This is a genomic window from Paenibacillus mesophilus, assembly GCF_005938385.1.
Lineage (GTDB): Bacteria > Bacillota > Bacilli > Paenibacillales > NBRC-103111 > Paenibacillus_AB > Paenibacillus_AB mesophilus.
Map to the genome: position 1 here is coordinate 136,897 of NZ_VCRA01000005.1, position 23,030 is coordinate 159,926.

Genomic DNA, 23,030 nt, shown 5'->3' on the forward strand with positions numbered 1-23,030 from the left:
TGTTTCCTTATTTTACGGGCCCCGTGCTTCTGATCGTTACTTTCACCGATACGTTAATGTCTGCTTTAGCCAACGCTTCGCCCCAATTGTCCTGCACATCCTTATACCGGCTGCTTTCATAGGCCCGAGCGTATATCCCGAGTCCGACCGGATCGATTCGGTGCGACTGGATCGTCCGAATGAGGCTCTCGAACCGGTTCTGTAATTGTTCGGCAATCAAGCTTTCGAGCCGTTCTCCCTCTTTCTGTGCATCAATCGGAATCAGCCTTTCCGATAATGAGATGGACATGCGGATATCGATGCCGAACTTAAATCGTTCTTCGGCATATGAAGTGCTGAACTTCGTTTTGACGTTCTCCGCATTGAAGCTTACTCGATCCGTTCCGAACGGACCGGACTTCGAATGACCCGGAATGCGAATCGTAAGACTGACAGGCCTCTTCACTTCATTTTGCAGGATGTGCAGCAATACCGTGTCCGGCATGTTTAACGACGCGGCATATTTCCCTTTTTTGTCCAGCAGTGTCGTACCGCTCATCGTAACCTCTTTATTTGGGTCAAGAACGACTTCGGACAAATACGGCGTTATCCCTTTCTCATAGAAGAGCCGGTCCAGCTCCTGGAACGTCGTTTTTACCGTTTCCGAACGGGCGCTCTTCGTATCGACCATCCCCCGCAGCAGTATGGGTATCGTGGGCTGATCCTTCGGATTCAAGTTGACAATGTCGGAGAGTGTTCCGTTGAACGCGACCATTCGTTGGGTTAATGGATTTTTTGTATCGCGCATGATGACATCCAGCAGCCGATACCAATCTTCATGTTCCAGAATGCGTTTGCCGATCAAGATGACCTGCACTTTTCTGTAGCTCAAAAAACCGAGTGTCCGGGCTTCCAGCGCGCTCCTCGACTGGCGGAGCGTCCCCGCATTCAGACCCAACTCCTGGCTTTTTTTCTCGGCATGACTGCTGAACACCGGATTGGACGCGTATACGACCAGCTTGTTATCGCGATCCAGATCGATTCCTACCAGAAAACTGGATGTTTGTTCTTCCAAATCCACCCTGTCATAGCATCCGGCGATGACGGCAACGGCAAAGACAAGAAGTATAAGATAACACGGCCGTGTGCTCATATGCTTTCTCTCCGCTTGATACGGTCATAAATCCAAACATAAAGGAATAAGCAAACAGGAAGCATGTACTCGAAACCGAAACTAAGCTTGCCCAGAACATCGTTCAGCTTCTCGCTCTGGCTGGATGTGGGCATGTAGAAGAAGCCGGCTGCGGCAAATAGAAGCCAGAACGCAAGCAAGTGGCCCCGATGGTCTTGCTTGTCTAACAGCCAGCTTGTGCAAAAAGAGCCCAAATACATAAACGGGATCCAAGCGAGCGAGAAAATGAATAAGTAAAACGCGATAAACAGCACCTCGATCCGTTCGATAAACTTGAACTCGATTGTTTTCAGTACGTTAATCGCAGGCTCGCTGTACTCGGCAATCCGGTCCGGGCTGAAGTAGACGAAGCATACCAGCGTAATAAACAAAAAAACGAGCAGCGACAGTGTATTCGAAATGACTACTGCGGCGGACGCCTTCTGCTTATCCTTCAAAAACGGATACAATATGAAGGTGGTTGCGAATCCGGCGAAAAAATAAAACGTTGCCGGCACCGCCGTGATGATCGGCTTCAAGCCATCCTTGAACACGGGAAGCAGATGGAGCCAATGCGCGTCCTGTAGCGGGATCAAATAAGCAAACGGGATCCATAAGGATAGGATAAAAACGACCTCCGCATACCTGGCCGCTATGCGCAGCCCGCCCCGAGCGATTGCGCCGGTCGGCAGGAGCAGCATAAGCATGATGACAAGAGACGGAGTTTGCGGCAAGAGCCATGCTTTCGCTATACCAACCGAATAAATGAGAGTGGCGTAACTGATATAGAAGAAATAGAGGGCCAGCACGATAGCCCCCACGATGCCCGCCCATTTGCCGATATAGGCCGTCAATAATTCCAGTACAGTGCCGTCGGGGTACCTTCTCATCACGCGAACGATGATCAAATTCGCAGCTATGGCCACAAGCCATCCGATAACGAGGGAAATCCACCCGTCCGTGCCAACCTGTTCGGCCAAAACCCGAGGTATCGAGAGGAAGCCAACGCTAACTTGAATCCCGGATACGATCAAGATGGATTGCATAAAGGTGATTTCATTAAATGCGTATTTTTTCATTCCCCGTCACCCTTCGGATGATTCGAGCCCTGCCGTTTCGATTGAACCGCTCTCGTTCCTACCGGCCGATCTTTCATCTTCCACAGAGGCAGCCGGACGAGCGCGTCTTTCCAATCGGCAAACCGCATCGGGCCATAGGGAGTTCCATACGGTGTCCCGAGCGATTCCAGAGAAATGAGGTGCCCGATCATCAGCATCACTCCGATTACGATACCGACAATGCCGAACATCGACGCGGCCACCATCATCCCGAAGCGAAGAAGCCTGACCGCTGCAACCATATCGTAGTTGGGCAAAATGAAAGAAGCGATCGCGGTAAACGCGACGATTATGACCATAATATTGCTCACCAAGCCTGCTTGCACGATCGCTTGGCCGATGACGATTCCCCCGACAATGCCCACGGTTTGCCCAACCGGAGCAGGAAGGCGCACTCCCGCTTCCCGCATCATTTCCAAGGTGATCTCCATAAGAATCGCCTCGACGAACGGAGGAAAAGGCACGCGTCCCCGCGAATCCCCGATCGTAATAAGCAGTTTCACGGGAATCGTCTCAAAGTTATAGGAAGTGATCGCGATGTAAAAAGCCGGCAGCAAAATGGCGACAAAAAACGCAAATAAGCGCAGCAGTCTAATAAAGGTAGCGATCGACCAGCGCGTGCTATAGTCGTCGACATTTTGAAAGAACGACGTAAACGATACCGGAGCAACTAGGACGCTAGGGCTCCGATCTACGACTACGACGATTCTCCCTTGCAAAATTTGCGATGCGGCCGCATCCGGCCTTTCCGTCAATATAAACTGCGGGAACGGAGAATATGGATTGTCCTCGATCAATTCCGCGAGCTCGCCGGTGTTGATAATGACGTCCACATCCAGCTTGCGAATCCGGTCCACTAACTCTTGAAGCACTTCCGGATGCGTGACGTCCGCCAAGTAGAGGACGGATAATTTCGAATGTCCCCTTTCCCCGACCCAAATCTCCTGTACTTTCAGCTCCCGGTTCGGAATGTAACGGCGAAGCATAGCAATATTTTGACTGCCCGTCTCAACGAAGCCTTGATGGGCACCTTTCAGCGACGCCTCGATCTGCGGGTCTTCAATGGCTCTCTGCGGCCACCCCGTCGTATCCATCGCGTAGACTTCTGCTCTTCCTTCGATCAACAACACGCTGCTGCCGTGCAGAATGGCGGTCTCGATCTGCGGCCATGATGTTAATCTCGACACATGGCCGACCGTTACGGTAAGTCCTCCGACGGCGTCGCTCCTCTCCGACTCGAATTGAAGCGGCCGGAGGATGTCGTTATTGATCGAATTTTTATCGGCCAGCCCTTCGAGATAGACGAGCACAGCCCGCTCTCCACTATGTTTGATCGTAAATTCCCGCACAAACAAATCAGGCGTTTGAGTAAATCTTAATAGCAAATTCGCTATATTACGCGCTAAATCCGTACTGATGGAATCGTTGCTCTGCTGCTTATCGGCCCGCTGAGGCCGAGACGGACGATACTTTCTCTTGCTGGACAAACCGAAAAACCACATGCTTCGTCCCCCCGGTCGGTATGCATTAACCGTTACTAAGTGTTGCCACATAATGGCTGAATATGCAGACGACCGGGTTCCCCTCATGGAACAAATCCCCCAGAAGTGAAGCTGGCCTCCGAAGCCGATTCCGATTACTTCTGGGGGAGCCCCCGTATCCACAGAAATTAGCTTCGCATAATTTCCTATACAACAAAAAAGCCGCTATTCGGCGGCTATGCTTGCACTACTATTTATGAAACAGATGAACGATGCCGTTGTACAACCCCACGTGGAAGTTCTTTACAGCCCGGAACAACAGCCGGATCCAGCTCCCCTTGCCGACATCCTCCGCCGCTACCAGGTTGATGATATGGTCATTGCCGTTATAGGTAACCGTTAACGTCCCCATCCGGTCCCCTTGCTTGACCGGCGCAATACGTTTGTCCTGCTCGGTCACCTCCGTTTTTTGCACGAATTGCTCGTCAGCCGTTCCTTTCTTTACGACAAGAGTAAGCCCGCTCTCCGTCACTACCGGCACGGACGTTCGTACCCCTTTTCGCAGCTCGACCGATTTCATCGATTCGATCTCGTTCTTCGCGGAGACGATCGTTCTCGGCTCGAAGTTGTTGAAGCCGTAATCCAGCAGCTTGCGTGTTTCCTCGAATCGCTTCGGTTCAGTCTTGACTCCCATGACGACGCTTATTAATCGCATCCCGTTACGGACCGCAGTCCCGGCGAAGCAGTAGCCCGCTTCATCGGTATGCCCCGTCTTCAGACCGTCCAATCCCGGATAAGCATATTTTTTGAAATTGATTGACGTACTATTGCCTTCCAGCATCCAATTCCAATTGATCATCGGGCTTTTGTCTCTGTCCCGAAGCTTTAAGGAAGGAATTTTGGCGTATTCGAGCACTTCCGGATGATCCTTTACGATCCGGTATGCCAGTATGGCCGCATCCTTCGCAGACATCACCGTCTCCCCGCCGGCGTCAAAGACAGGCGCTCCGCTCAAATCTTTCAAATCGTTATGATTAAGTCCTGTCGCCGATGCAAAATGGGCCGTAGTCATACCGAGCTTTTTCGCTTTCTCGTTCATCAGCTTGGCGAAATCCTCCTCGGTCCCGCCGATTCGTTCGGCCAAAGCTACGGAGGCATCGTTGCCCGAATAAATCGACATCGCTTGAAACATCTTCCGAACAGGCAACTGCTCTCCGTTCGCCAGCAAATCTCCGGAACCTGGAACCTCGGACGCATATTTACTCGTCGTAACGGGCTCGTCCCACTTCAGTTTGCCCGACTTGATATGCTCCATCACGATATATTCCGTCATCATCTTGGTCATGCTCGCCGGGGGAAGCGCAGCATCCGCATTCAGCTCATATAAGATTTGTCCGGACTCCGCATCCATCAACACGGCCGATTTTACGTCGAGCGATATTTCCGCGGGCTCATCAGCCAGCGCCGCCTCCGGACTATGAATAAACAGCTGCATCCCTATGATCGCTGACATCACGATGGAGACATACCGCTTAACTTTTGCTCTTTTGCTGCGTTTCAATTGCTACACTCCCATACAATGTTTGTACTCTAGCAAATATTTATGATTTTTCATTAAACCAATATAGTAGTATAGACGTATGAAAGTCAAATTTTTGCTTATTCGTCCACAAAAAAAAAATCAAGTCCGCGATCTATCCGCAAACTTGATTCTATCTCGTTAAGGTTAATTATACTGGTAGTACTGATAGGCCGAGCCGATACGAGCATTCGGAGTTTGGTCATTTCCCGAAACGCGCAATTTCTCGAACGTCTGGACGGCGGCATTGGCCACCTCTATATCTTGAGCGCTTGTTCCGCCGCTAACGCCGATGCCTCCGACGATTCTCCCGTCAACCGTCAAGGGGATGCCTCCGCCCAATATGACCAGTCTCCCTTGGTTTGTCGTGTTGATCCCAAAAGTCGCCCCTCCCGGTTGTGCGGATTGGGCCAAATTCGATGTCGGCATCTTCATCGCTACGCTGGTCCATGCCTTGCTCTGGGAGATGTCGATACCGGCGATCCGCGCATTGTCCATGCGGTGGAAGGCGACCAGATTCGCCCCTTCGTCCACGATGGCGATATCGCATGATAAACGCAGTTCTTTCGCTTTCTGTTCCGCTGCCGCAAGCAATGTTTTCGCTACGTCCAATGTCATTTGAGTCATTTTGGTCAATTCATTCACTCCCCAGGTCATGTAACTCCTGTATTGTATGGTCATCTGCCTGGACCGGGTGAACAATCGTCCGAAAAAAACATTTTACCGGATAAGCAAAGGCTTTACCTCCGCAATGACTAGCTCCAGCTCCTTCGCGCATCGTTCGTACAGCTTTTTCGCCTTCTCCTCATCGGTCGACAAGCCGAACATTTCCAAATCCGCTTCACACTTTTTTAAAGTTGCGAGCAGCGAAGCTTTTTTTTGCGGTTTGGGCATTTTCAACTGATCGTCGAATACATCGACATAAAGCTGGCCGTAGGAATCGACTTGTCCGAGAAACACATTCTCAATCGCAACTCCTATTTTCTCGAGCTCCGTATTCAGCCACTGCCGGTTTAAACCTAACGTAGCGAGCGGTTCGTCCATAACCTTGCCGTCCATAATGACGATCTGCGGTTCTTGTTCCGGGCCTACTTTGATGCCGAGATGAAAGGGGGTTAAAGGCTGGTTTTCTTTCGTCAGCAAGACGTTGATGTCTCCGCTCGGTTCCATGATCGCGAATTCCACATTGGCCGCTTGGAATACGTTTTTTCTCCGCAGCTGTTCCATCAATTCGTCCGTTGTCAAACGTTCCTTCTTGAGGTTATCCTCCAATATTTTGCCGTCTTTAATCAATACCGTCGCTTTACTGTCGATAAAGTCTCTTGCCCGCTTGCTCTTCATTTGCAAAAACTCGATCCCGAGCGATACCAGAACCCAAACCGACAAAGCAACAAGCCCCAAATACCAGTTAACCTCCGAATCAAGCGAAATGTAGCCCGCCAAGCTTCCAATCGTGATTCCGGTTATGTACTCGAATAGAGACAGCTGGGAAACCTGCCTCTTCCCGAGCAGCTTAGTCATCCCGAATAGGATGACGATAGCCATTAAGGTCCTTAGTGCAACCAATAACCAATCCGGCATCTCGCAGCCCCCTTATTTATTCATTCGACGTGCGCGTGCACTCCAAAAATTCACCAAAATCCCATCTTATTATTCATCATGGGATTCATTTTCATCCATTGAAAATATACGATTTCATTAGTCCTCGTACTCCAAATTCGAGAGGATATAACCATTCGATTTCCGGGCCGCAGTACATTCTGGTTAAAGGAAGCCGGCTTTTAATCTGAACGAATGCCCCCCTCATAAGAGGGGCTATTTCACGTCTTGAAACGACTATAAATCGATAGGATCCAAGCTGCGGTCAGGATTGGAGATTCGATCCAATCTCTTGAACTCATACCCTTGTTCACGGGCGTAATCGATGATTTTGCCCATTGCCTCGGCGTTGTCTTTCGATACGGAATGCAGCAGAATGACCGCGCCGGGATGAAGCTGGCCGACTACTTTATCATACGCATATTTCCAGCCGTTCTGCCGCTTCGTATCCCAGTCGACATAGGCGATCGACCAGAAGACGTGAGTATAGCCGATTCTTCGGCTGACCGTAAGCGTCCGTTCGCTGAATATTCCTCGTGGCGGACGCACAAAGCGAACTTCCTTCTGCGGCGTCAGCGCCGTAATCTGTTCCTTGACCCGATTTAATTCTGTCGCAATCTGATCGTCGGAAATTTGGGTCATATCCGGGTGCGTCCAAGAATGGTTGCCGATGAGATGACCTTCCTCGACCATTCGTTTTAACAAGTCCGGCTGATCTTGAATGTAATGGCCCGTCACGAAGAATACGGCCGGTACCTGCTTCTCCTTCAGAACGTCCAGCACTTTGGACGTATACCCGTTCTCATACCCGTTGTCGAACGTCAAATACAACTGTTTCTTGGTGCCGTCTCCGATGAAGATGGCTTCATGCTTTTCTAACACCGGCTTGAATCCTTCCTCATCGATCGAGGCCGGCATGCCGTTCCTGCTCTTCTTGAACCCGAAGTGAAAAGGCCGATCATCGGACGCCATTGCCGTAATAGGGCTTAAACAGGCGAGCAGCGTTAGACAAATCGCCGCTGTACGTATTCCCCTTCTTCGCATCGTAACGAACATACTCCTTTCTTTGTAAAGCTCGGAAAATGTAGGGTCACATCGTATTTTTTCGCAATGCTCCCCATAATAAACTTGTAATCATTTCCTCGGTTCGGGCAGCAGCGTTGTGCGAACAATGTAACCAATGTCTCGATGAAAGAAGGGGTCGTACATATGAAGAAGAAAAAAACGTTTATCAGGATGTGCGCGGTTACCCTTATTACCCTTATTACCCTGGTTACCCTTCAGCTGTTCATGCCCGGCAGTATGCACGCCTTGGAGCAGGATGGCCGGAAGCGGGTCAGACAAGCGGCGATCGTCATAGACGATTTTGGCAACAATATGGCTGGTACGGAACAAATGATGGAACTGCCCTATCAAATAACGGTTGCTATCATGCCGTTCATGCCTTCGACGAAAAAAGATGCCGAGGCGGCGCACCGCAAAGGACACGATGTGATCGTGCATCTTCCGATGGAACCGCTCAAGAGCCATAAAAGCTGGATGGGACCGGGCGCGATAACTTGCGATTTGCCGGACGAGGAAATACGCCGGCGTGTACATGCGGCGATCGACGATGTTCCTCATGCGATCGGGATCAACAACCATATGGGCTCCAAAGCGACAATCGACGAACGGGTCATGCTCGTTATCCTGGAAGTTTGCCGCGAACGAGGTCTGTTCTTTTTGGACAGCCATACGAACTACAGGAGCATCGTCTCGAAAATGGCCAAAAAAGTCGGGGTCCCCTGCATTGAAAACCATATTTTTTTGGATGACGTCAAAACGAAGATGCATGTGTGGAACCAGATCAAGGAGCTGCAGAAGCATCTGAACGAGCATGATGCTTGCGTGGCGATCGGTCATGTGGGGGGCGGCGGCAAAGTTACCGCCGAAGTGCTGCAACAATTGCCCGCCTCCATGGATGGAGTAGGACTCGTCGGTATTTCGAAGCTTGTCCGCTAAGACACCCAGTTATATAATAAGAACCTGCCGGCCGGCAGGTTCCTTTGTTTTTAGAATGATTATTGCTTTTCTTGAACGCTCTTGATCAACTCATCAATTCTTATGCCGTTTATTGTCAAGCCTTCAATATTGCATTCTGTGAGCTCCACATTGGCAAGATTGCAGTTCATGATCTTACTGCCCGGAATATACAAATTTTCCATTACGATCGGCTTCTCCCGCGCACCCGCATTCCGGAAAGACATCCCGCTGATGTTGACCCCGTCTATGGACAAATGGCTCAAGTTCGCGTTGCTGATGCTGCCGTTCACCATATTCATATCGTGGAAATAACAATGTTTTAAATCCGCGTATGTAACTCGAACATGAGGAAGCGAGATGTCATGGAAAACCACTTTCTCGGCGCGGCAATCGTTGAATTCGGAGTTGGATATATCCGAGTTTTTTACGACAAGCTTCTGTTTCGGCTCTCTTTTGTCGATAATTTCCGTTACTTGGACGAGTTGCTCCATGCTTGGACTCCTGCCTTTACTGTAGTTTGGTCGTTCACCTGCAATAGGGTAATCGTGCTTGATATTGCCGCCCCTATCTTTTAGATGCCATTAGTGAGTACGATTTGACCAATTATTTTGATATAATTCAGCAGTGAGGTGAAAAACATGAATACGAAAGTGGAACAAGCATTGAATACCGTTCTGGGCAACTGGAAGTCCATGTCGGGAGCGGAAGGCGACGAAGCCGAATCGACGGCGAATACGTTCGAAGCTACTTTCTACCAATTTATCGATGCCGTACGCGATTGGATTAACGGAATGGAAAAACGGCCGCAAAATATGGAGGAACTGATGGAGCTTTCGCTCGTCCAACATATTCTCGACCGTCTTCCTCTGCCGCTGCATCTGAACTTTGAGACCGAGGCCGAACTCATCCTCGATGATAAGATCCGGATCGATGAAGATAAATACGATTAGCTTCCCGGCTGTTCCTTACACTTCCTTCTTCCTCCCGACCATCATCACGGCACCCGCGAGCAAAATCACAATGGCTATGATCGGCTGACCGGCCAGGCGGTTCAGGAAGGCGCCTGCCGAGAATACGATAAAGAACAGCAAGGAAAGGACGATCAAAATATTGATCGGAATAAGCAGCCATTTGTTCCTGCTGCCGAACCAATAAAACTCAAGCAGACCGATAGCGGGCGCCATAATGAATCCCGGCCACATGTAAGACCAGCTGTCGAACAGCATCGCGATCTGGCAGACGATCCCCGCCGTAAAGATAATCCCTCCGGGGATTAACAGTCCGATTCCTTTGCGGCCGACCATGTAGAAGCATAGCCAATGGAAAAACAACCCGAGCGGAATCACGAATAAACTGGGCCAAAAGTAAACGAATAGGGTTCCCGAATCGAATGTCTGCCCGCGGTTCAGGAACAAAAATGCTCCCAAAAACATGAGAACCGCTCCCACGATCATCCTGATTTTCATATAACCTCTCCTTCATCGGTGTTCACTCCTTCCATATTACCATATGTTTGAAGCTGCAGTCCTCCTGCTTCGGAGTTAGCTTGAGCTGGACCAAAGTCCAGTCTTACAAATACAGGACGACAAAAAACAAAACGGCCAAAGCAAACCGGTAATAAGCGAACCAAGACAGTCTCAGCCGCTTGATCAAGTTCAGGAAAGCAACGATTGCGATCTTAGCGACTACGAAGGCGGATAGTAATCCGGCCAGGAACAAAGGAATGTCATCCGTCGTCAGAAATTCCCTGCTCTTGTATAGATCATAGGCCGACGCCGCGAACATGACGGGAACCGAAATAAGGAACGTAAATTCCGCAGCCGCCTTCTGACTTGTCCCGAGCAGCATGCCCCCCGAGATCGTCGAGCCGGACCTGGAGAAGCCGGGCCAAATCGCCAAGCATTGAAACAGCCCGATTCCGAATGCCTGCTTGTATGTAATGTCGTCCATCGTCTGCGCTTTCACGTCTCTGCGGAACCGGTCGGCCGCGATCATCAGAATCCCCCCGGCCACAAGGCCGATTAAGACAGGCGTCGGACCGAACAGGTGCTTCTTCATATATCCGTATATGGTAAACCCGGCTATTACGAAAGGGATCATCGCAACGAATATATGGACGATATTGATTCCCGGCCGTTTGAGCGCAGCCGGAGATATTTTCAATAACCCCCAAAACCGTTTCCAATACAGGACGAGTACGGCGAGTATGGCGCCTAATTGAATAACAACTTTAAATGTCGAGGCCAGTTCCCCTTCGAAGTTCAATAAATGCCCGGTTAAAATCATGTGCCCCGTAGACGATACGGGCAGAAATTCGGTTAAGCCTTCCACGATTCCCATGATGATAGCAATTACGATCAGATCCAAAACATTCCCTCCGCTGTTCATATTCGTTACATAACTATAACCCGCCGGAGGATGCGGAACCATGGATTAGCATTACAATTGGGCGTGATGAACCTTACAATATTGTAAGCACGGGCTAGTATTTTACAAAACAAAAAAGCCGCGATGTACGCGGACTTTTAAGGAAGCTATTTAACTTTTCCAATTGACCACATCGCGATAAGCAATCGATCCTCCGAAAATATCGAGAGCGCTGCCGATCGTCAAATCGATCTTGCCGCTGCCCAGTTCATGGACGAGCCGCATATCGGATAATTGCGACACTCCGCCGGCATACGTAGTCGGGATCGTGACCCAGTCTCCTAGCTTCTTCACGAGATTCGTTTCGATCCCCCGGCACATTCCTTCCACATCCACCGCATGAATCAAAAATTCGGCGCAAAACGTGGACAAATGGTCGAGGTTTTCCTTCGTAATCTCAAACGTCGTAAATTTCTGCCAACGATCCGTGACGACGTAGTACGTATCGCCTTGCCTGCGGCAGCTCAAATCCAAGACGAGCTTGTCTTTACCGATTTTATTTACAAGTGCGTTAAGCCGTTCGAAGTCGATATGTCCGTTCTTAAATACATAGGATGTCACGATGACATGACTGGCACCGGCTTCCAAATACGATTCGGCGTTGTCCGCATGAATTCCTCCGCCCAGCTGCAAGCCGCCCGGGTAGGCGCGCAATGCCGCAATGGCCGCTTCTTCATTGCCTGGACCGAGCATGATTACGTGTCCTCCGACCAGTCCATCCTCGGCATACATACGGGCAAAGTCGGCCGACGACAGTTCCGATTCGAAATTGGTGACCAAGTCGTCCGTACGTCCGTCATGCAAGCTGGAGCCGACGATCTGTTTCACCTTACCGTCATGAAGATCAATACAAGGTCTAAACTTCATTCTGTACATCCTCTCGCAATAACCATTTTCGTTAGTAGAGTCTACGACTATGAGTATACCACCCCAACCTGTCCGATTGAAATGGCTACCAAACTTCCTCGTCCCACTCGACCACTTCGCCTACGAACTTCATCTCCACATCTTTGCCCCCGCTGTCCCATGGACGGCACGAACAATCGCCGCACTCGAACCGGGCATCCGGATCGTCTCCGAATATTTCCATCTCGCATTCCGGGCATATCCATTTATATCTTACCGTCCGCTTCTTGTTCGCACCATTTAATCTTTGATAATGCTTCAACATTTCTTCGTACGCCTCGTAACGCCCGCTTGCTCTGACATGGGCAAGCTTCAGACCGTCAAAGCAAGCCTCCATCTCCGCCTTTAAGTCGACGAGGCGCCGCTGCATAAACTCAAGAAACCGGTCTTTCTCCAACCTGATCCTCCCCTTTTCCGGATTTGAGTAGAACCTTTCCCTTTTCCAAATGATAACACAAAAAGCCCGGAGATTATCTCCGGACTTCCAGTTATTTTGAACGATCCAGTTCCTTTTAACTTCGTTATTGCAAATGCTGCCTTACTGCCGATTCCAGCTCCGACAGCGGACGTACGCCGACATAAGTCGCAACGTCTACGCCGTCCTTGAACAGTTTTAAAGTCGGAATGCTCATAATTCCGTATTGGCCGGCGGATTCCGGATTGTCATCCACATTGACCTTGGCAATCGTTACGGCATCTCCGACTTTCCCGCTAAGCTCTTCCAGAATAGGCGCAATCATTTTGCATGGACCGCACCATGGCGCCCAGAAGTCGACAAGCACCAAGCCTTCTTTGATCGTTTCTTGAAAGATCGCATCCGATGTGTTAATAATCGCCATTGTAATCCTCTCCTTATTCTATAAGTCGTTCGTAATCTATATTTGATTCCCTCAAACGTCCATCGGATCGTTTGGAACCAATCCGATCAGTCTTGAGCGCGTATGATAGGGACCTGATTGTATAGCGGCCGAACCGGTTGTCGAAGAGGAAATGGCGGCAAGCTTGGAGCTGAGCTCTTCAAACCATTGCTGATCGTGGGTTTGCAGCGAGAGCTCGATCAAGCTGTTTAATTCATCCTTGGTCGACGGAATGGATTCGGGCAGCTTCTTTACTTTGGACAGCGTCGTTTCCACAGACGTTCCAACCGTATGCTCCCGGTCGCATTGTGTTACATAGGCTTTCAAGACGCCGCCGGCGTTAATCGATTCGACGAATCCGATAAATTTCTCGTCCTTCTGGGATGTTCCGCTAATCCAATCGCCTATTTTCACCATCGTATTCATACCCGTTCACCCTCCTTTTTAGGAAAAACCCTTCTGTCACAAATCTAGTAACAGATTGATCATAGGAAATTATATGTTGTGTTGCTGTGCAGCCCGCACCCGTTCGAGCACATCGTGAATCGTAATCCGCTGCAACGAGAGAATAAGCTGCTCTTCGACTTCGCAGAAAATATGATCCATCACCTCCGCCATGTTGCAGGCGACCATGCAGTTGTCGTCCCCGTTTCCGGAGCACCATCCCGGCTTAATCGAACCGATGGAGGTCGCCCGGAATATTTCGGCTAATGTAACCTGTTCGGGGCTGCAATTGAAAATATAACCGCCGCCAATGCCTTCCTTCGTTCCGATATAGCCGCTCTTGCGCAAACAGCTCATTACTTTCCGTACACGCGATGGATGGGTATTTACGTTGTGGGCGATCATTTCACTCGTAGCCATTCGATCCGGCTTATAGGCAAGATACACTAAACTATGCACCGCAATCGTAAATTCGCTGTTCACCCGCTGCTCCTCCTCTTCGTGTGTACTGTTATTATAATTGTTACAGTTGATCGTGTCAATACGGCTCCATTCAAGTACTTGCCTATTTAAAAAACAATCATACGCAGCGTGTCCTTCCAATAATGTAGGAATAACTGAGTTCATGAGGTGATCATAGTGCTGACAACCGTGTTTGTTGGACGCTCGCTGGATGAGATCCGCTTCTGGTCGCGGATTATGAAGGAGCATTCGCTCTTTTTGAAGCTGGGCTTTCGCTGCGAGGACACTCAACTGATCGGAGAGGCGAATCAGTTTTATGCCGTGTTCGAAGAGATCGAACGAAGGTCTCATACTTTCACGGCCGAAGCCGATCCCGAACAAATTCGGCGGTTCAATGTGGAAGTTCATAATGCCGCGTCGCACATATGGGCGTTCAAGCGGAAAGTTTTGGGGCTGATCTTGTCTTGCCAACTGCCCGGAGCCAATAACTTCCCGCTGCTGGTCGACCATGTCAGCAGAGAAGCCTTTTATTTCCGCAACCGTCTGGAGCAGCTGAACTCCGGACAATTGGAGGCGCTGCCCGACGCGATTATCGATGAAAACGTATTTTTCTTGCGGATCATGGCCGACCATGCCAAGTTCATCGGGCATCTGCTGGACCCGTCCGAAAGACAATTGGGCGAACAAGCGCGAAATTTCAGTCATGACTTCGATCAGCTGCTGTTTCAAGCCAAAGACTTGGAGAGCATGCGTCCCCAGTCCCAGACGGTGCCGCTATTGGATCAATTCCTCGATCAGAACCGCATATCGGTGAAATCTCTTAGAGATTTCAAGAAAACGGCCAGAGATTTGATTGAGGCGTGCCGGATCAAGAGCATCATTCATCCTCTGTTGGCGGATCACGTGTTTCGCGAAGCGGAAAGGTTCCTGTTTATTATCGACATGCTGGATGCCAGCCTGACTAGCAAGCAACCAGGGTGAAGCTCGGGCCACCGCTCGCGACCGGCAGCCAGTCCGATAGCGGGTTATATTATACGGTGATCTCCCTGTAAAGTTAATCCATCAAATCAACGGCATGTATTTCGCTTCGCCGCGCGGACTCCAGCAGCTTGGTAGCACGCTCGGCATTTTCCGGACGGTTCGGCTCTCCCCACCCTTGGAATGGAAATAATTCGACGAGCTGACGGAAATCGTTTGCCACCCGTTCATAGCGGTTTGCCGCATCGAGACATAATCGTTCAAACCGATCCCCTCCGCTCGATCCGATGTCCTGCCAAGCACCTAGCTCGGTTAAAAATATCGCGGCAAACCGTCTCGCGTCATGAACGACAGCCGTATTGTAGGCGTTGCCGATAGGCTCTATTTTCCTGTTGCGGAAAGCATCAATCCAAACGTCGTACGCTCTAATCCCGTTAATGAATCCGGGGAACCACGGCTCCTGCTCCTGGTAATGATGCAAAATCGTTTCTATCGCTTGGCGGATCATGGAACGCTTCTCCATAGGAAATGAACCGTCAATCGTTAACACGAACAGGAGCGGGACCGTTCCGCGGCCGAGATGCTCGTAGGGCACTTCCCCGATCTGGTCGCAGCTGTTGCCGGCATATAATAGCCTCCGTTCGTCGTCATATCCGTAAATGACTTCAAATTCGGGAAAAAACAAATCGTATGTCATCACCGTCTGCCCCCCGATCCAGCGAACGATGGATCAAGCTAAGTGCTTCCGGAAGCGAGTCGGGCAGCGATCTTTTCAGTCGCGCTTCTTCCGTCTTAACTTTCGGATCGACTAGATGAACATTTCTTTCCGCATATTCGGGACGATTTACCCGTTCATAGAGGAACGTCGTGTTGAATCCGATATTTCTTAATCCGCGCGACAAAATCTCGCCGTAATGATAGATCGTAGGTCCGCCGATATTAACGGTTTCCGGTTCTATATTGATCCGGAAAGCCTGACCGGTCAAACCCATCAGCATCGGCAAAGAGAAATCGGCGTCCGCACTTTCCAATAACCCGTATAAAGCCGAAACCGCCGTTGTCCAAGTGTTCGGCTGCATCGTAAACGCTGCCGGCTTCGGAAGCAATACTTTGCCCATAAGTCCCATATCCTTCCTATTGTTCATGTAGTGGTCAACCATTACCCGGGTTCACTCTTGGATCAGTTTTTTGCGGGAGCGGGATAGGATCTGGTACACGTTCGCGGGCGTCACGCTGAACAGCTTCGCTATTTCTTCAGGAGCGAGATGATGGAAGAAGTGCGATTCGAACACTTCGCGCTCACGCCGACTTAAACAACGCAGCATCCCTTCGATCATTTCTACGGTTTGTTTGCGCATGAACCGCTCCTCGGGATCATCATCCCGTGCTGCGGCTGCCGTGGATGCAGAACGCGACAGCGTACCTAGTATACTGTCAAGACTGCTCCAATCCGTCTCCTCCGTCCCGTCATGGGCGAAAGTCCGGATGGCGGTAAACGTTTGTTCGCGGACTAACGAGGCGCCGTTCATTTTCGTATACGCCTGATTGCGCACGATACGATGGAGCCACGGCATGAAACGGTTCATGTCGACCAGCGTCCCCATATGGAAAAATGCACGAATCAGCGCCTCCTGGACGATGTCTTCGGCCAGAAACGGTTCATGAGTAATTGATCGCGCATATCCGAGCATTTTGTCCCGATGTCTGCGCGCCAGCTCGCCGAACGCCTCCCGATCCCCTGACTTCGCGCGCTCCACAAGGACCGATTCTTGAATCTCGTCATTACATATTATTTATTATGTATACTTAAAAAATCAAATACCGCCCATCGTATAGGATGAGCGGCACCGTAAATTCATTTTTTCATTCGTCCGGCTTCGATTTCATGCTCCGATCGTTGTTTTCACTTTCCATGTTGCAGCCAAATGACTCGTTTCCGTACAAATCCATTCAAATGGCATTCCGGGAACCGGATTTTTCAGGCGAAACACGTCGTTCACGAGACCAGGAACCGAGCGCCCTATAGGCGAACTATTCCCCATTATCGTTCTTCCTCCTGCATAAACGTTGTTTTTCAGCCCGTAAGTCGTCTTCAGCACATTATACGATTCATCGATCGTAACATTTGATGTGGTCAATCTGCTAGTGGGCAAGCTGGTCGCTAATTGGAGCAGAGTCGCAGGATTTATCGCCTCAACCCCGTCCAGCACGACATTGAAGTCGTAACCGTTCCCGGCAAGACCGAGATTAAAGCTCGTAATGGCTTCCAGTCTTGTGTTCTTGACGGTGATATTGCCGCCCTGCTTCATATACACCCCATAATCGAAGCACTTGACACCGAGCAGCCGTCCAGAATAATCCGGTTGTTCGATTGGAGCAGATCGGCTTCCAAGTAAACGGCGTACAACGTATCGGTTGGTTCCACACTGGCAGCCGCTTTAAAGTCGCAGTTGATCAATTCGATCTCCTGGCCGGTCCAACGCGAAGCAGGTCGAAATCGTGGATGAACAAGTCCTGGATGAGCCCCCGTTTTGTTCCTTCAAGAAATGCCAGCCGTGCCGCTGCCCGGGGTTCAGCCGATACGGCTAGCGCATCGTAACAGGACCCGCCCGAGATCGCCGTGCTCGATCATGCGCTTGAGCGCTATCGCCGCATGCCGGAACCGCTCGGTAAGCAGCATTCCGAAATGTCTCTCTATTTATTCAGGACTGAATAGTCTAATACAGGCAACTGCAAACTTCTGCTCGTCAACTAACGGTGCCGAATGGCTTCCAGGTACCGGGCGTGCCAGATGCTGTGCATGCCCAACCGACCGCTCCTCCTGACACGGCATTCGAATTATAGATGATATCCCCCTGGTTCCATTTCGCTTTTACTGGCGGCGTTGTCGCGAATAGCATCTTCGATCCGGCCGAGGGTTGCGGAAGATAAAATCCTTCATACAAGGAGATCATGGCTATATCCAGGTCCCCCTGCCATTCCAGGTTTAATAGGGCGGCCTCCGCTACGAACGGAATATGCCGCAGTTCAAAACCTTCATTCTGTTCTGTTGCGACTGCTGTACCCAGCGAAGCGGCATGGCGAATCCCCAAACTCGCATTCGTGTTTTTCCTGACCTGCAGGGAGAGGACATACTGTTTGCCGATCTCGAGCGTCGAAGCGATTCTGATGCCCTGCGTTGCGCTGACGATGGAGTAATTTTGATTGGTCGGATGGGAGGTGACGGTCTGTCCTGTAAAAGATGCGGAAAAAGGAATCGGCGTGTTGCCAAACCAATCGATCACTTTCTTCGGCATGGAAGCACGGGTTCCGAGATAGGATAGTTTCCCTTCCGGAATAAAAAGTCTGGGGCTGCTAGCTTCGTTTCTGAACAGGTTGACCGCTGTATTTCTGACATCGTCCATCTTAATGAGGTTTTGACTGTTGGCTATTTGGATATGTCCGCTCACAATCCCCCCTCTAATCGTACAGGCAGACTTCGTAACCTCGTTGATAGAACCGAGAAAGATTAAAACATCCCGAACATTTTCGAAGTACGGATTTGTGAAGACAACCTGGGATTGGTATAAAGTGATGGCTATCGTGCCGGTCACATTCGACATATCGCAACTGTCAAAATGCAGCCCTTCACAATTGATCATGGTTAGTACTTTTTCTGCCGTAACAAACGATACTCTCGAGAATAGCGAGTTGTTCGTTTGACTGTACAAATTCGCGGAAGTCGTGCAGCTCTGAAATCGTATGTTCTCAAAATAGTTGCTCCATACAAACATCGTCTCGAGTCCGGTTTTGAAGTTATACACCAACATATCAACAAAAGAAGAGTCGACAACAGCTCTGCCTATGTTTTTGGAACTGTTCAGGATGATGCCGCCGCAGTTTCGATTGCCGCGAAGGGTCAGTCCTTCGATTCGAATACCGGTTATCGCCTTTGTTTGACCAACCACCAAAGCAAAACTGCCGGCAAGCTGCGTAAAATCCAGAATAGACGACGTTCGGTTTCCGAATAAGCAAACGTTGGCATCGATCACGATACTTGACGTCAGCACATAGTTGCCAGCAGGCACCACTACCCGTAAGATCCCGCTGGAAACCGCCAAATTGATCGCGTCCTGGAAAGCCTGCGTATCGTCCGTCACACCGTCGCCTGTCGCACCGACAGATTTGACCGAAATCGCAATATCCGCTGCGGACGTCTCAAGACTCACCAAGCTTGTCTCCAGAATCTGATGCTTCAGTTCATGCTCCTGGGCATATTCCTGAACGACTTCCTCTGCCACTCGGCGAATGCCCTCGGCGTTTCCCTTGCCATAGACGCTGCCTGTTACACTGTTTTCCGGCTGAGTGAATCCCGTACGACTGTTCAGTAAAGCTCCCGCCACCGTGGCTGCACTTGCCGCCCCCAAGTACGTCAACACCTTTCTTCTGCTCATGCTTCGGTGATCCGGTGTTACGCTCGACATCCGATCGTCCAGGGTTCCGTTCTCGTTCTTGTTTTCCTTCTCCCGCATCATCGCTTCATCTCCTCATCGGGTAAGCGTATCCCCCCCTGACAGTCCATAGGCGGTCAGGGGTTTGCCGCTTTCGCTATTTTTTGATTTCAGCAATCACCTTCGCTGCTTCCTCTTCGGCCATACGCAATGGAGTAACCGTTTCCATATCTGCGTTCGGAATGGACAACGGCAATGCGGGCTCCAGCTTCAAGCCCTCACGCTTTTCCAATCATCCTCGAGTCCCAGACCGCGCAGGTCTGCAACCGTATTGTTCCGCTCCGCCTCATACAATCGCCAGATGACGCGCAGCCCTTGAAGGCTCGTCGGCCCGTCCGAAATCGGATGCTTCCCATGGCGGATGCAGTCGAGAAAATGCTCCAGCTCATGGTGCGTAAACTTGCCGGATGCGTCGGCTTCGTAGATGACTTTCGTACGAGATTCGGTATCCAGATTCGCTTTCTCTTCCTTGATGTGCGTATGCGCATAGAGCTTCTTATCCGCCAGATTGATCTCGAGCATGCCTTCCGTACAGTGGGCGTGGAGACTCCAGCCAAGGCGGGTTCCCCTCGCCCCCCAAGTGCCGAAATGATAGCCGAGCGCGCCGTTCTCAAATTCGATCGTGACATTACTCGTTCCTTCTTTCTCCATCCACGGAGTTCCGAAATTGGTACCCAGGTGGGTGCCCCGAACCGGTCGGCCCATGAACCAGAGAAGCAGGTCCACATAGTGGCAGCCGTGGCTGAAAAACTGCCCGCCGCCCAAACGCTCTGCGGAAAGCGCCCAGTGTCCATCAAAGTAGCGGGTAAACTGCTCCGTCCATATGGACATCTGGAAACATTCCCCATACGCCTTCGAATCGATCAATTCCTTGAGCTTCATAACGATCGGCCAAAAGCGCACAGGATAAGCTGTCATCAGTACTTTGCCGACCTCCTCCGATTTCCGGATCAGCTCGATGCACTGTTCCTCAGTATTGCATATTGGCTTCTCCATCAGCACGTGCTTGCCTGCCGTCAGGCAGGTCATCCCGACCTCGAAATGCAGATCGTGCGGCAGTACGACGAGAACGGCATCGACATGATCCAGCAGTTCCTTGTAGTCCGTTACCGCCAACTTCGCCCCGGTCAGCTCAGCCACATTCCGGGCGCGCTCCGGAACAATATCGCACGTGGCCGTAATTTCCATGTGATCCGACAGATGGTGAAAGTCTCCCGCGTGAGCGCGCGACATTCCTCCGCACCCGATTATTCCAAGACGGATTTTGCTCATATGCTTCTACTTCCTTTCTAACTATGGTTGATCGAATCGGCGCCACCTGGTGCGCTATGCTAAAATCGAAGCCAACTCTTTTTTAAAAAACTCAGCAAACAGTTCATAGCCTTTCTTATTAAAATGCACGCCATCTTCAACGAATATATCGTCACGTACCTTTGCGAAATCGCCTATATCGGCATGATCATAGAAGAACAATGGGGACTCCATGATGCTTATATAGGTGCAATCTTCATGCTGGCCAGCATACTGCCGCAACATCGAATCGTATTCGCGTTTCCGGATGTAGTGATCGGTAGTTGGTTTACGATTGCCTTCCGGACCGAACAGGTACAATCGTATTTCGGGGAAATCGGTTCGCGCGTATTCAAATAGCCGGGCACTTATTTCCAGAACTTCGCTCGGACTATAACCAAACAACATATCGTTGCCGAACGTTTTATAGATAATGGCCCGAGGTTCGTACGGTTTGACGGCGCGCGGATAATAATACAAAAGCTCCTCGGCCGTACTGGAGCCGAACCCGTGATTCAATGCGCACTCCGTACCGCTTTCGCCGACCACGACGGATTCAAGAGCCGAATGACCCCAAAGCTCCTGTCTCCATCTCGTGAAAAAGGAATCCCCATAAAATAAGATTCGCCCTTTGACGACAGGTACGCTTTCGAAATTGACAATCGATTGTTCAAGCCGCTTTAAATTGACTCTTACCGGCATGATCTAACCTCTCGTTTCTATCGGCATTTGTTTACATTCACTTGGATTGTTTCTGCAAAATTTCTCGGTAAGCTTTGTCGGTCGCTTCTTCCGCCTCTCGCAGCGCAGTATTAATATCTTTTTCACCCGTGATGATAGAAGTGAAAACTTTGTAAAGCTCACTTTCAGCGATATTCTTCAGATTGGCATCAACAGCCGGGGCTGGGGCTGCAGGCTTTTGGCTAGCGAAGGCTTGATAATTTTTCCCCTTCCACATGGATGACTCTCCGAAGGCGACTTTCGCTTTCTGATCCTTCAGCGGGCTGAACACTCCGAACTTCGATGACCGATCGACCTGCGTTTCGAGGGAAAGCAGCTCGCTGATCGCTTGAAACGCTTCGTCCTTATGTTTGCTGATGGAAGAGACGCCCAAGTATACCGGATACGGTTGCGATCCGATTCCTCGAAGGCCGCTCACTTCAGGAAGGGTTGTAACGTTCCAATTGAGATTCTTACTCGGAAGCGTGAACGAGCCATAGGAGTTGAAGGCAATCACCATAGCGGCAGTCCCTTCCTCGAACAATTTGAGTCCGCCTTCTACAACTTCTTTTGTAGGGTTATAGCCCGGAACCGTAAACATCGGAACAATCGGTGCAAAATAACTCTTCCATTGCTCCGTGTTGATAGCGAGCTTCCCTGTTTTCGGATCGGTATATCCCAAGGAAGATTGGTTGATTGCCAGTCCTGCTCCTGCTTGGCCTGTTGCAAAACCGCGATAAGTAACGCCGCCCTCCTCCCTTGTTAACTTTTTGGCTATTTCGAGCAGCTCTTCCCAAGTTGCTCCGTCTTTTGGATAAGGTACTCCGAATTTGTCAAATAAATCTTTATTATAGTAAACTCCCAGCCTGAGATCATAGACGGGCAATAAAGGCAGTTGGCCGTCATGATATTGTTGAACCAAGTCGACATACTGCTTTTCTACCGACGCCAGAGCAAATTGGTACTTCTTGACCAGTTCCGTCATATCACCCGTCATTTTCCTATCCTTGAACCTCAAAAAGTTGGCAAATGAACCGAAAAGAATATCGACGGGTTGTCCCGAGGCAATCACGTTGTCGACGCTGTTTTGATCCGTAGCATTTATGAATTTTAAAGAAATATTCGGATGCTTCTTTTGGATATAAGCGGTCCATTGCGCCGCCTTTTCCTCATCCGTTCCCGACAACGCGGATAATGCGTAAAAAACCAGTTCGACAGGTTTCGCCGGCTTTTCAGGAGCCTTTGACTCAACAGGCTTCGCTGACTCGCCTCCTCCCGCTCCGTTCGAGCAGGCTGCCAGAAGCAGAACACTGAATGGTAACACCCATTTTTTCGTTGCTTCCATGAAACTCTTCCTCTTTTTCAGAACAGAACACCCCTTCATCATTTTTTGATAATCGAAAAAGTTGCCTTTACACACACGGCGAGGTGACAACTGATTTTCTTATCTGCACCAATTGTATCCGGGTTACAAAAAATGCGCGTGTCAAAATTCAAACACAATGGG

General features: G+C 50.1%; 27 protein-coding genes. 3 read left to right on the forward strand and 24 right to left on the reverse strand.

Annotated elements, in window-relative coordinates; translation table 11 throughout:
* Positions 1-7 precede the first annotated feature (7 nt).
* The 7 genes from FE783_RS10575 to pdaA form a co-directional block, all read right to left on the reverse strand.
* On the reverse strand, positions 8-1,132 hold the full coding sequence (locus FE783_RS10575) for a Ger(x)C family spore germination protein (protein WP_138879321.1): 1,125 nt from the start codon (positions 1,130-1,132) through the stop codon (positions 8-10).
* The gene (locus FE783_RS10580) at positions 1,129-2,229 is read right to left on the reverse strand and encodes a GerAB/ArcD/ProY family transporter (RefSeq protein ID WP_138879322.1); all 1,101 of its coding nucleotides are present in this window, start codon (positions 2,227-2,229) and stop codon (positions 1,129-1,131) included. The genes FE783_RS10575 and FE783_RS10580 overlap by 4 nt, the downstream gene beginning before the upstream one ends.
* On the reverse strand, positions 2,226-3,770 hold the full coding sequence (locus tag FE783_RS10585; protein WP_138879323.1) for a spore germination protein: 1,545 nt from the start codon (positions 3,768-3,770) through the stop codon (positions 2,226-2,228). The genes FE783_RS10580 and FE783_RS10585 overlap by 4 nt, the downstream gene beginning before the upstream one ends.
* A 229-nt stretch (positions 3,771-3,999) precedes the next feature.
* Entirely contained in the window at positions 4,000-5,310 is a 1,311-nt protein-coding gene (locus tag FE783_RS10590) for a D-alanyl-D-alanine carboxypeptidase family protein (protein ID WP_238402982.1), read from the reverse strand.
* 165 nt (positions 5,311-5,475) lie between these two features.
* Positions 5,476-5,955 carry a GlcG/HbpS family heme-binding protein gene (locus tag FE783_RS10595; protein WP_138879667.1) on the reverse strand — a complete coding sequence of 160 codons (480 nt, stop codon included), beginning with the start codon at positions 5,953-5,955 and terminating at the stop codon, positions 5,476-5,478.
* Between the two features lie 93 nt (positions 5,956-6,048).
* On the reverse strand, positions 6,049-6,909 hold the full coding sequence (locus tag FE783_RS10600) for a DUF421 domain-containing protein (protein WP_138879324.1): 861 nt from the start codon (positions 6,907-6,909) through the stop codon (positions 6,049-6,051).
* A 255-nt stretch (positions 6,910-7,164) separates the two neighbouring features.
* On the reverse strand, positions 7,165-7,971 hold the full coding sequence (pdaA, locus tag FE783_RS10605) for a delta-lactam-biosynthetic de-N-acetylase (RefSeq protein WP_138879325.1): 807 nt from the start codon (positions 7,969-7,971) through the stop codon (positions 7,165-7,167).
* Positions 7,972-8,136: 165 nt separating this feature from the next.
* Here pdaA and FE783_RS10610 point away from each other — a divergent pair, with 165 nt between their 5' ends.
* On the forward strand, positions 8,137-8,928 hold the full coding sequence (locus FE783_RS10610) for a divergent polysaccharide deacetylase family protein (protein ID WP_420799725.1): 792 nt from the start codon (positions 8,137-8,139) through the stop codon (positions 8,926-8,928).
* 59 nt (positions 8,929-8,987) lie between these two features.
* Here FE783_RS10610 and FE783_RS10615 read toward each other — a convergent pair whose 3' ends face one another.
* Positions 8,988-9,440, reverse strand: coding sequence for a pentapeptide repeat-containing protein (locus FE783_RS10615; protein ID WP_138879326.1), 453 nt, complete (start codon positions 9,438-9,440; stop codon positions 8,988-8,990).
* A gap of 147 nt (positions 9,441-9,587) precedes the next feature.
* Between FE783_RS10615 and FE783_RS10620 the strand changes: the two genes are divergently transcribed.
* Positions 9,588-9,899 carry a hypothetical protein gene (locus FE783_RS10620; protein WP_238402983.1) on the forward strand — a complete coding sequence of 104 codons (312 nt, stop codon included), beginning with the start codon at positions 9,588-9,590 and terminating at the stop codon, positions 9,897-9,899.
* A gap of 15 nt (positions 9,900-9,914) precedes the next feature.
* On the opposite strand, the gene FE783_RS10625 is transcribed toward FE783_RS10620, so the two are convergent.
* From FE783_RS10625 to FE783_RS10655, 7 genes are all read right to left on the reverse strand, one after another.
* Complete coding sequence (locus tag FE783_RS10625) at positions 9,915-10,415, reverse strand: hypothetical protein (RefSeq protein ID WP_138879328.1); 501 nt, start codon at positions 10,413-10,415, stop codon at positions 9,915-9,917.
* A 103-nt stretch (positions 10,416-10,518) separates the two neighbouring features.
* Positions 10,519-11,289 (reverse strand): undecaprenyl-diphosphate phosphatase, encoded by a 771-nt coding sequence (locus FE783_RS10630; RefSeq protein WP_420799729.1) that lies wholly within the window; start codon positions 11,287-11,289, stop codon positions 10,519-10,521.
* Positions 11,290-11,487: 198 nt separating this feature from the next.
* Positions 11,488-12,243 (reverse strand): phosphoribosylformimino-5-aminoimidazole carboxamide ribotide isomerase, encoded by a 756-nt coding sequence (gene hisA / locus FE783_RS10635; RefSeq protein ID WP_138879329.1) that lies wholly within the window; start codon positions 12,241-12,243, stop codon positions 11,488-11,490.
* Positions 12,244-12,328: 85 nt separating this feature from the next.
* Positions 12,329-12,679 (reverse strand): hypothetical protein, encoded by a 351-nt coding sequence (locus tag FE783_RS10640; RefSeq protein WP_138879330.1) that lies wholly within the window; start codon positions 12,677-12,679, stop codon positions 12,329-12,331.
* 124 nt (positions 12,680-12,803) lie between these two features.
* Positions 12,804-13,121, reverse strand: a complete 318-nt coding sequence (trxA, locus tag FE783_RS10645; RefSeq protein ID WP_138879331.1) for a thioredoxin — start codon at positions 13,119-13,121, stop codon at positions 12,804-12,806.
* 51 nt (positions 13,122-13,172) lie between these two features.
* Positions 13,173-13,565 carry a hypothetical protein gene (locus FE783_RS10650; RefSeq protein WP_138879332.1) on the reverse strand — a complete coding sequence of 131 codons (393 nt, stop codon included), beginning with the start codon at positions 13,563-13,565 and terminating at the stop codon, positions 13,173-13,175.
* 69 nt (positions 13,566-13,634) lie between these two features.
* Entirely contained in the window at positions 13,635-14,066 is a 432-nt protein-coding gene (locus FE783_RS10655; protein WP_138879333.1) for an RrF2 family transcriptional regulator, read from the reverse strand.
* Positions 14,067-14,219: 153 nt separating this feature from the next.
* Here FE783_RS10655 and FE783_RS10660 point away from each other — a divergent pair, with 153 nt between their 5' ends.
* Positions 14,220-15,026, forward strand: coding sequence for a DUF2935 domain-containing protein (locus FE783_RS10660; protein WP_420799730.1), 807 nt, complete (start codon positions 14,220-14,222; stop codon positions 15,024-15,026).
* Between the two features lie 73 nt (positions 15,027-15,099).
* On the opposite strand, the gene FE783_RS38265 is transcribed toward FE783_RS10660, so the two are convergent.
* The 9 genes from FE783_RS38265 to FE783_RS10690 all read right to left on the reverse strand — a co-directional run bounded on the left by FE783_RS38265 (position 15,100) and on the right by FE783_RS10690 (position 22,868).
* Entirely contained in the window at positions 15,100-15,720 is a 621-nt protein-coding gene (locus tag FE783_RS38265; RefSeq protein ID WP_238402984.1) for a hypothetical protein, read from the reverse strand.
* On the reverse strand, positions 15,689-16,168 hold the full coding sequence (locus tag FE783_RS38270) for a hypothetical protein (protein ID WP_238402985.1): 480 nt from the start codon (positions 16,166-16,168) through the stop codon (positions 15,689-15,691). The genes FE783_RS38265 and FE783_RS38270 overlap by 32 nt, the downstream gene beginning before the upstream one ends.
* A 24-nt stretch (positions 16,169-16,192) precedes the next feature.
* On the reverse strand, positions 16,193-16,780 hold the full coding sequence (locus FE783_RS38275; RefSeq protein WP_238402986.1) for an RNA polymerase sigma factor: 588 nt from the start codon (positions 16,778-16,780) through the stop codon (positions 16,193-16,195).
* Positions 16,781-16,906: 126 nt separating this feature from the next.
* Positions 16,907-17,332, reverse strand: a complete 426-nt coding sequence (locus FE783_RS10670; protein ID WP_138879334.1) for a hypothetical protein — start codon at positions 17,330-17,332, stop codon at positions 16,907-16,909.
* On the reverse strand, positions 17,329-17,481 hold the full coding sequence (locus tag FE783_RS37465; RefSeq protein ID WP_158301721.1) for a hypothetical protein: 153 nt from the start codon (positions 17,479-17,481) through the stop codon (positions 17,329-17,331). Before FE783_RS37465 ends, FE783_RS10670 begins: the two co-directional genes overlap by 4 nt.
* Positions 17,482-17,770: 289 nt before the next feature.
* Positions 17,771-19,537: a glycosyl hydrolase family 28-related protein gene (locus FE783_RS10675; RefSeq protein WP_138879335.1), complete on the reverse strand. Its 1,767-nt coding sequence runs from the start codon at positions 19,535-19,537 to the stop codon at positions 17,771-17,773.
* 186 nt (positions 19,538-19,723) lie between these two features.
* Complete coding sequence (locus tag FE783_RS10680; RefSeq protein ID WP_138879336.1) at positions 19,724-20,785, reverse strand: Gfo/Idh/MocA family protein; 1,062 nt, start codon at positions 20,783-20,785, stop codon at positions 19,724-19,726.
* Between the two features lie 54 nt (positions 20,786-20,839).
* The gene (locus tag FE783_RS10685; RefSeq protein WP_138879337.1) at positions 20,840-21,505 is read right to left on the reverse strand and encodes a GDSL-type esterase/lipase family protein; all 666 of its coding nucleotides are present in this window, start codon (positions 21,503-21,505) and stop codon (positions 20,840-20,842) included.
* A 37-nt stretch (positions 21,506-21,542) separates the two neighbouring features.
* Entirely contained in the window at positions 21,543-22,868 is a 1,326-nt protein-coding gene (locus tag FE783_RS10690; protein WP_158301722.1) for an ABC transporter substrate-binding protein, read from the reverse strand.
* Positions 22,869-23,030 lie beyond the last annotated feature (162 nt).

Bases quoted from the DNA above. Each gene is read 5' to 3' on its own strand.
- FE783_RS10680 (WP_138879336.1), bottom strand. From the start codon at position 20,785: ATGAGCAAAATCCGTCTTGGAATAATCGGGTGCGGAGGAATGTCGCGC.
- FE783_RS38270 (WP_238402985.1), bottom strand. From the start codon at position 16,168: ATGAACAATAGGAAGGATATGGGACTTATGGGCAAAGTATTGCTTCCG.
- FE783_RS10630 (WP_420799729.1), bottom strand. From the start codon at position 11,289: ATGGGAATCGTGGAAGGCTTAACCGAATTTCTGCCCGTATCGTCTACG.
- pdaA (WP_138879325.1), bottom strand. From the start codon at position 7,971: ATGCGAAGAAGGGGAATACGTACAGCGGCGATTTGTCTAACGCTGCTC.
- hisA (WP_138879329.1), bottom strand. From the start codon at position 12,243: ATGAAGTTTAGACCTTGTATTGATCTTCATGACGGTAAGGTGAAACAG.
- FE783_RS10575 (WP_138879321.1), bottom strand. From the start codon at position 1,132: ATGAGCACACGGCCGTGTTATCTTATACTTCTTGTCTTTGCCGTTGCC.
- FE783_RS10625 (WP_138879328.1), bottom strand. From the start codon at position 10,415: ATGAAAATCAGGATGATCGTGGGAGCGGTTCTCATGTTTTTGGGAGCA.
- FE783_RS10595 (WP_138879667.1), bottom strand. From the start codon at position 5,955: ATGACTCAAATGACATTGGACGTAGCGAAAACATTGCTTGCGGCAGCG.
- FE783_RS10650 (WP_138879332.1), bottom strand. From the start codon at position 13,565: ATGAATACGATGGTGAAAATAGGCGATTGGATTAGCGGAACATCCCAG.
- FE783_RS10675 (WP_138879335.1), bottom strand. From the start codon at position 19,537: ATGATGCGGGAGAAGGAAAACAAGAACGAGAACGGAACCCTGGACGAT.
- FE783_RS38265 (WP_238402984.1), bottom strand. From the start codon at position 15,720: ATGACATACGATTTGTTTTTTCCCGAATTTGAAGTCATTTACGGATAT.
- trxA (WP_138879331.1), bottom strand. From the start codon at position 13,121: ATGGCGATTATTAACACATCGGATGCGATCTTTCAAGAAACGATCAAA.
- FE783_RS10610 (WP_420799725.1), top strand. From the start codon at position 8,137: ATGAAGAAGAAAAAAACGTTTATCAGGATGTGCGCGGTTACCCTTATT.
- FE783_RS10615 (WP_138879326.1), bottom strand. From the start codon at position 9,440: ATGGAGCAACTCGTCCAAGTAACGGAAATTATCGACAAAAGAGAGCCG.
- FE783_RS10685 (WP_138879337.1), bottom strand. From the start codon at position 21,505: ATGCCGGTAAGAGTCAATTTAAAGCGGCTTGAACAATCGATTGTCAAT.
- FE783_RS10690 (WP_158301722.1), bottom strand. From the start codon at position 22,868: ATGGAAGCAACGAAAAAATGGGTGTTACCATTCAGTGTTCTGCTTCTG.
- FE783_RS10580 (WP_138879322.1), bottom strand. From the start codon at position 2,229: ATGAAAAAATACGCATTTAATGAAATCACCTTTATGCAATCCATCTTG.
- FE783_RS10670 (WP_138879334.1), bottom strand. From the start codon at position 17,332: ATGAAGCAGGGCGGCAATATCACCGTCAAGAACACAAGACTGGAAGCC.
- FE783_RS10620 (WP_238402983.1), top strand. From the start codon at position 9,588: ATGAATACGAAAGTGGAACAAGCATTGAATACCGTTCTGGGCAACTGG.
- FE783_RS10585 (WP_138879323.1), bottom strand. From the start codon at position 3,770: ATGTGGTTTTTCGGTTTGTCCAGCAAGAGAAAGTATCGTCCGTCTCGG.
- FE783_RS10600 (WP_138879324.1), bottom strand. From the start codon at position 6,909: ATGCCGGATTGGTTATTGGTTGCACTAAGGACCTTAATGGCTATCGTC.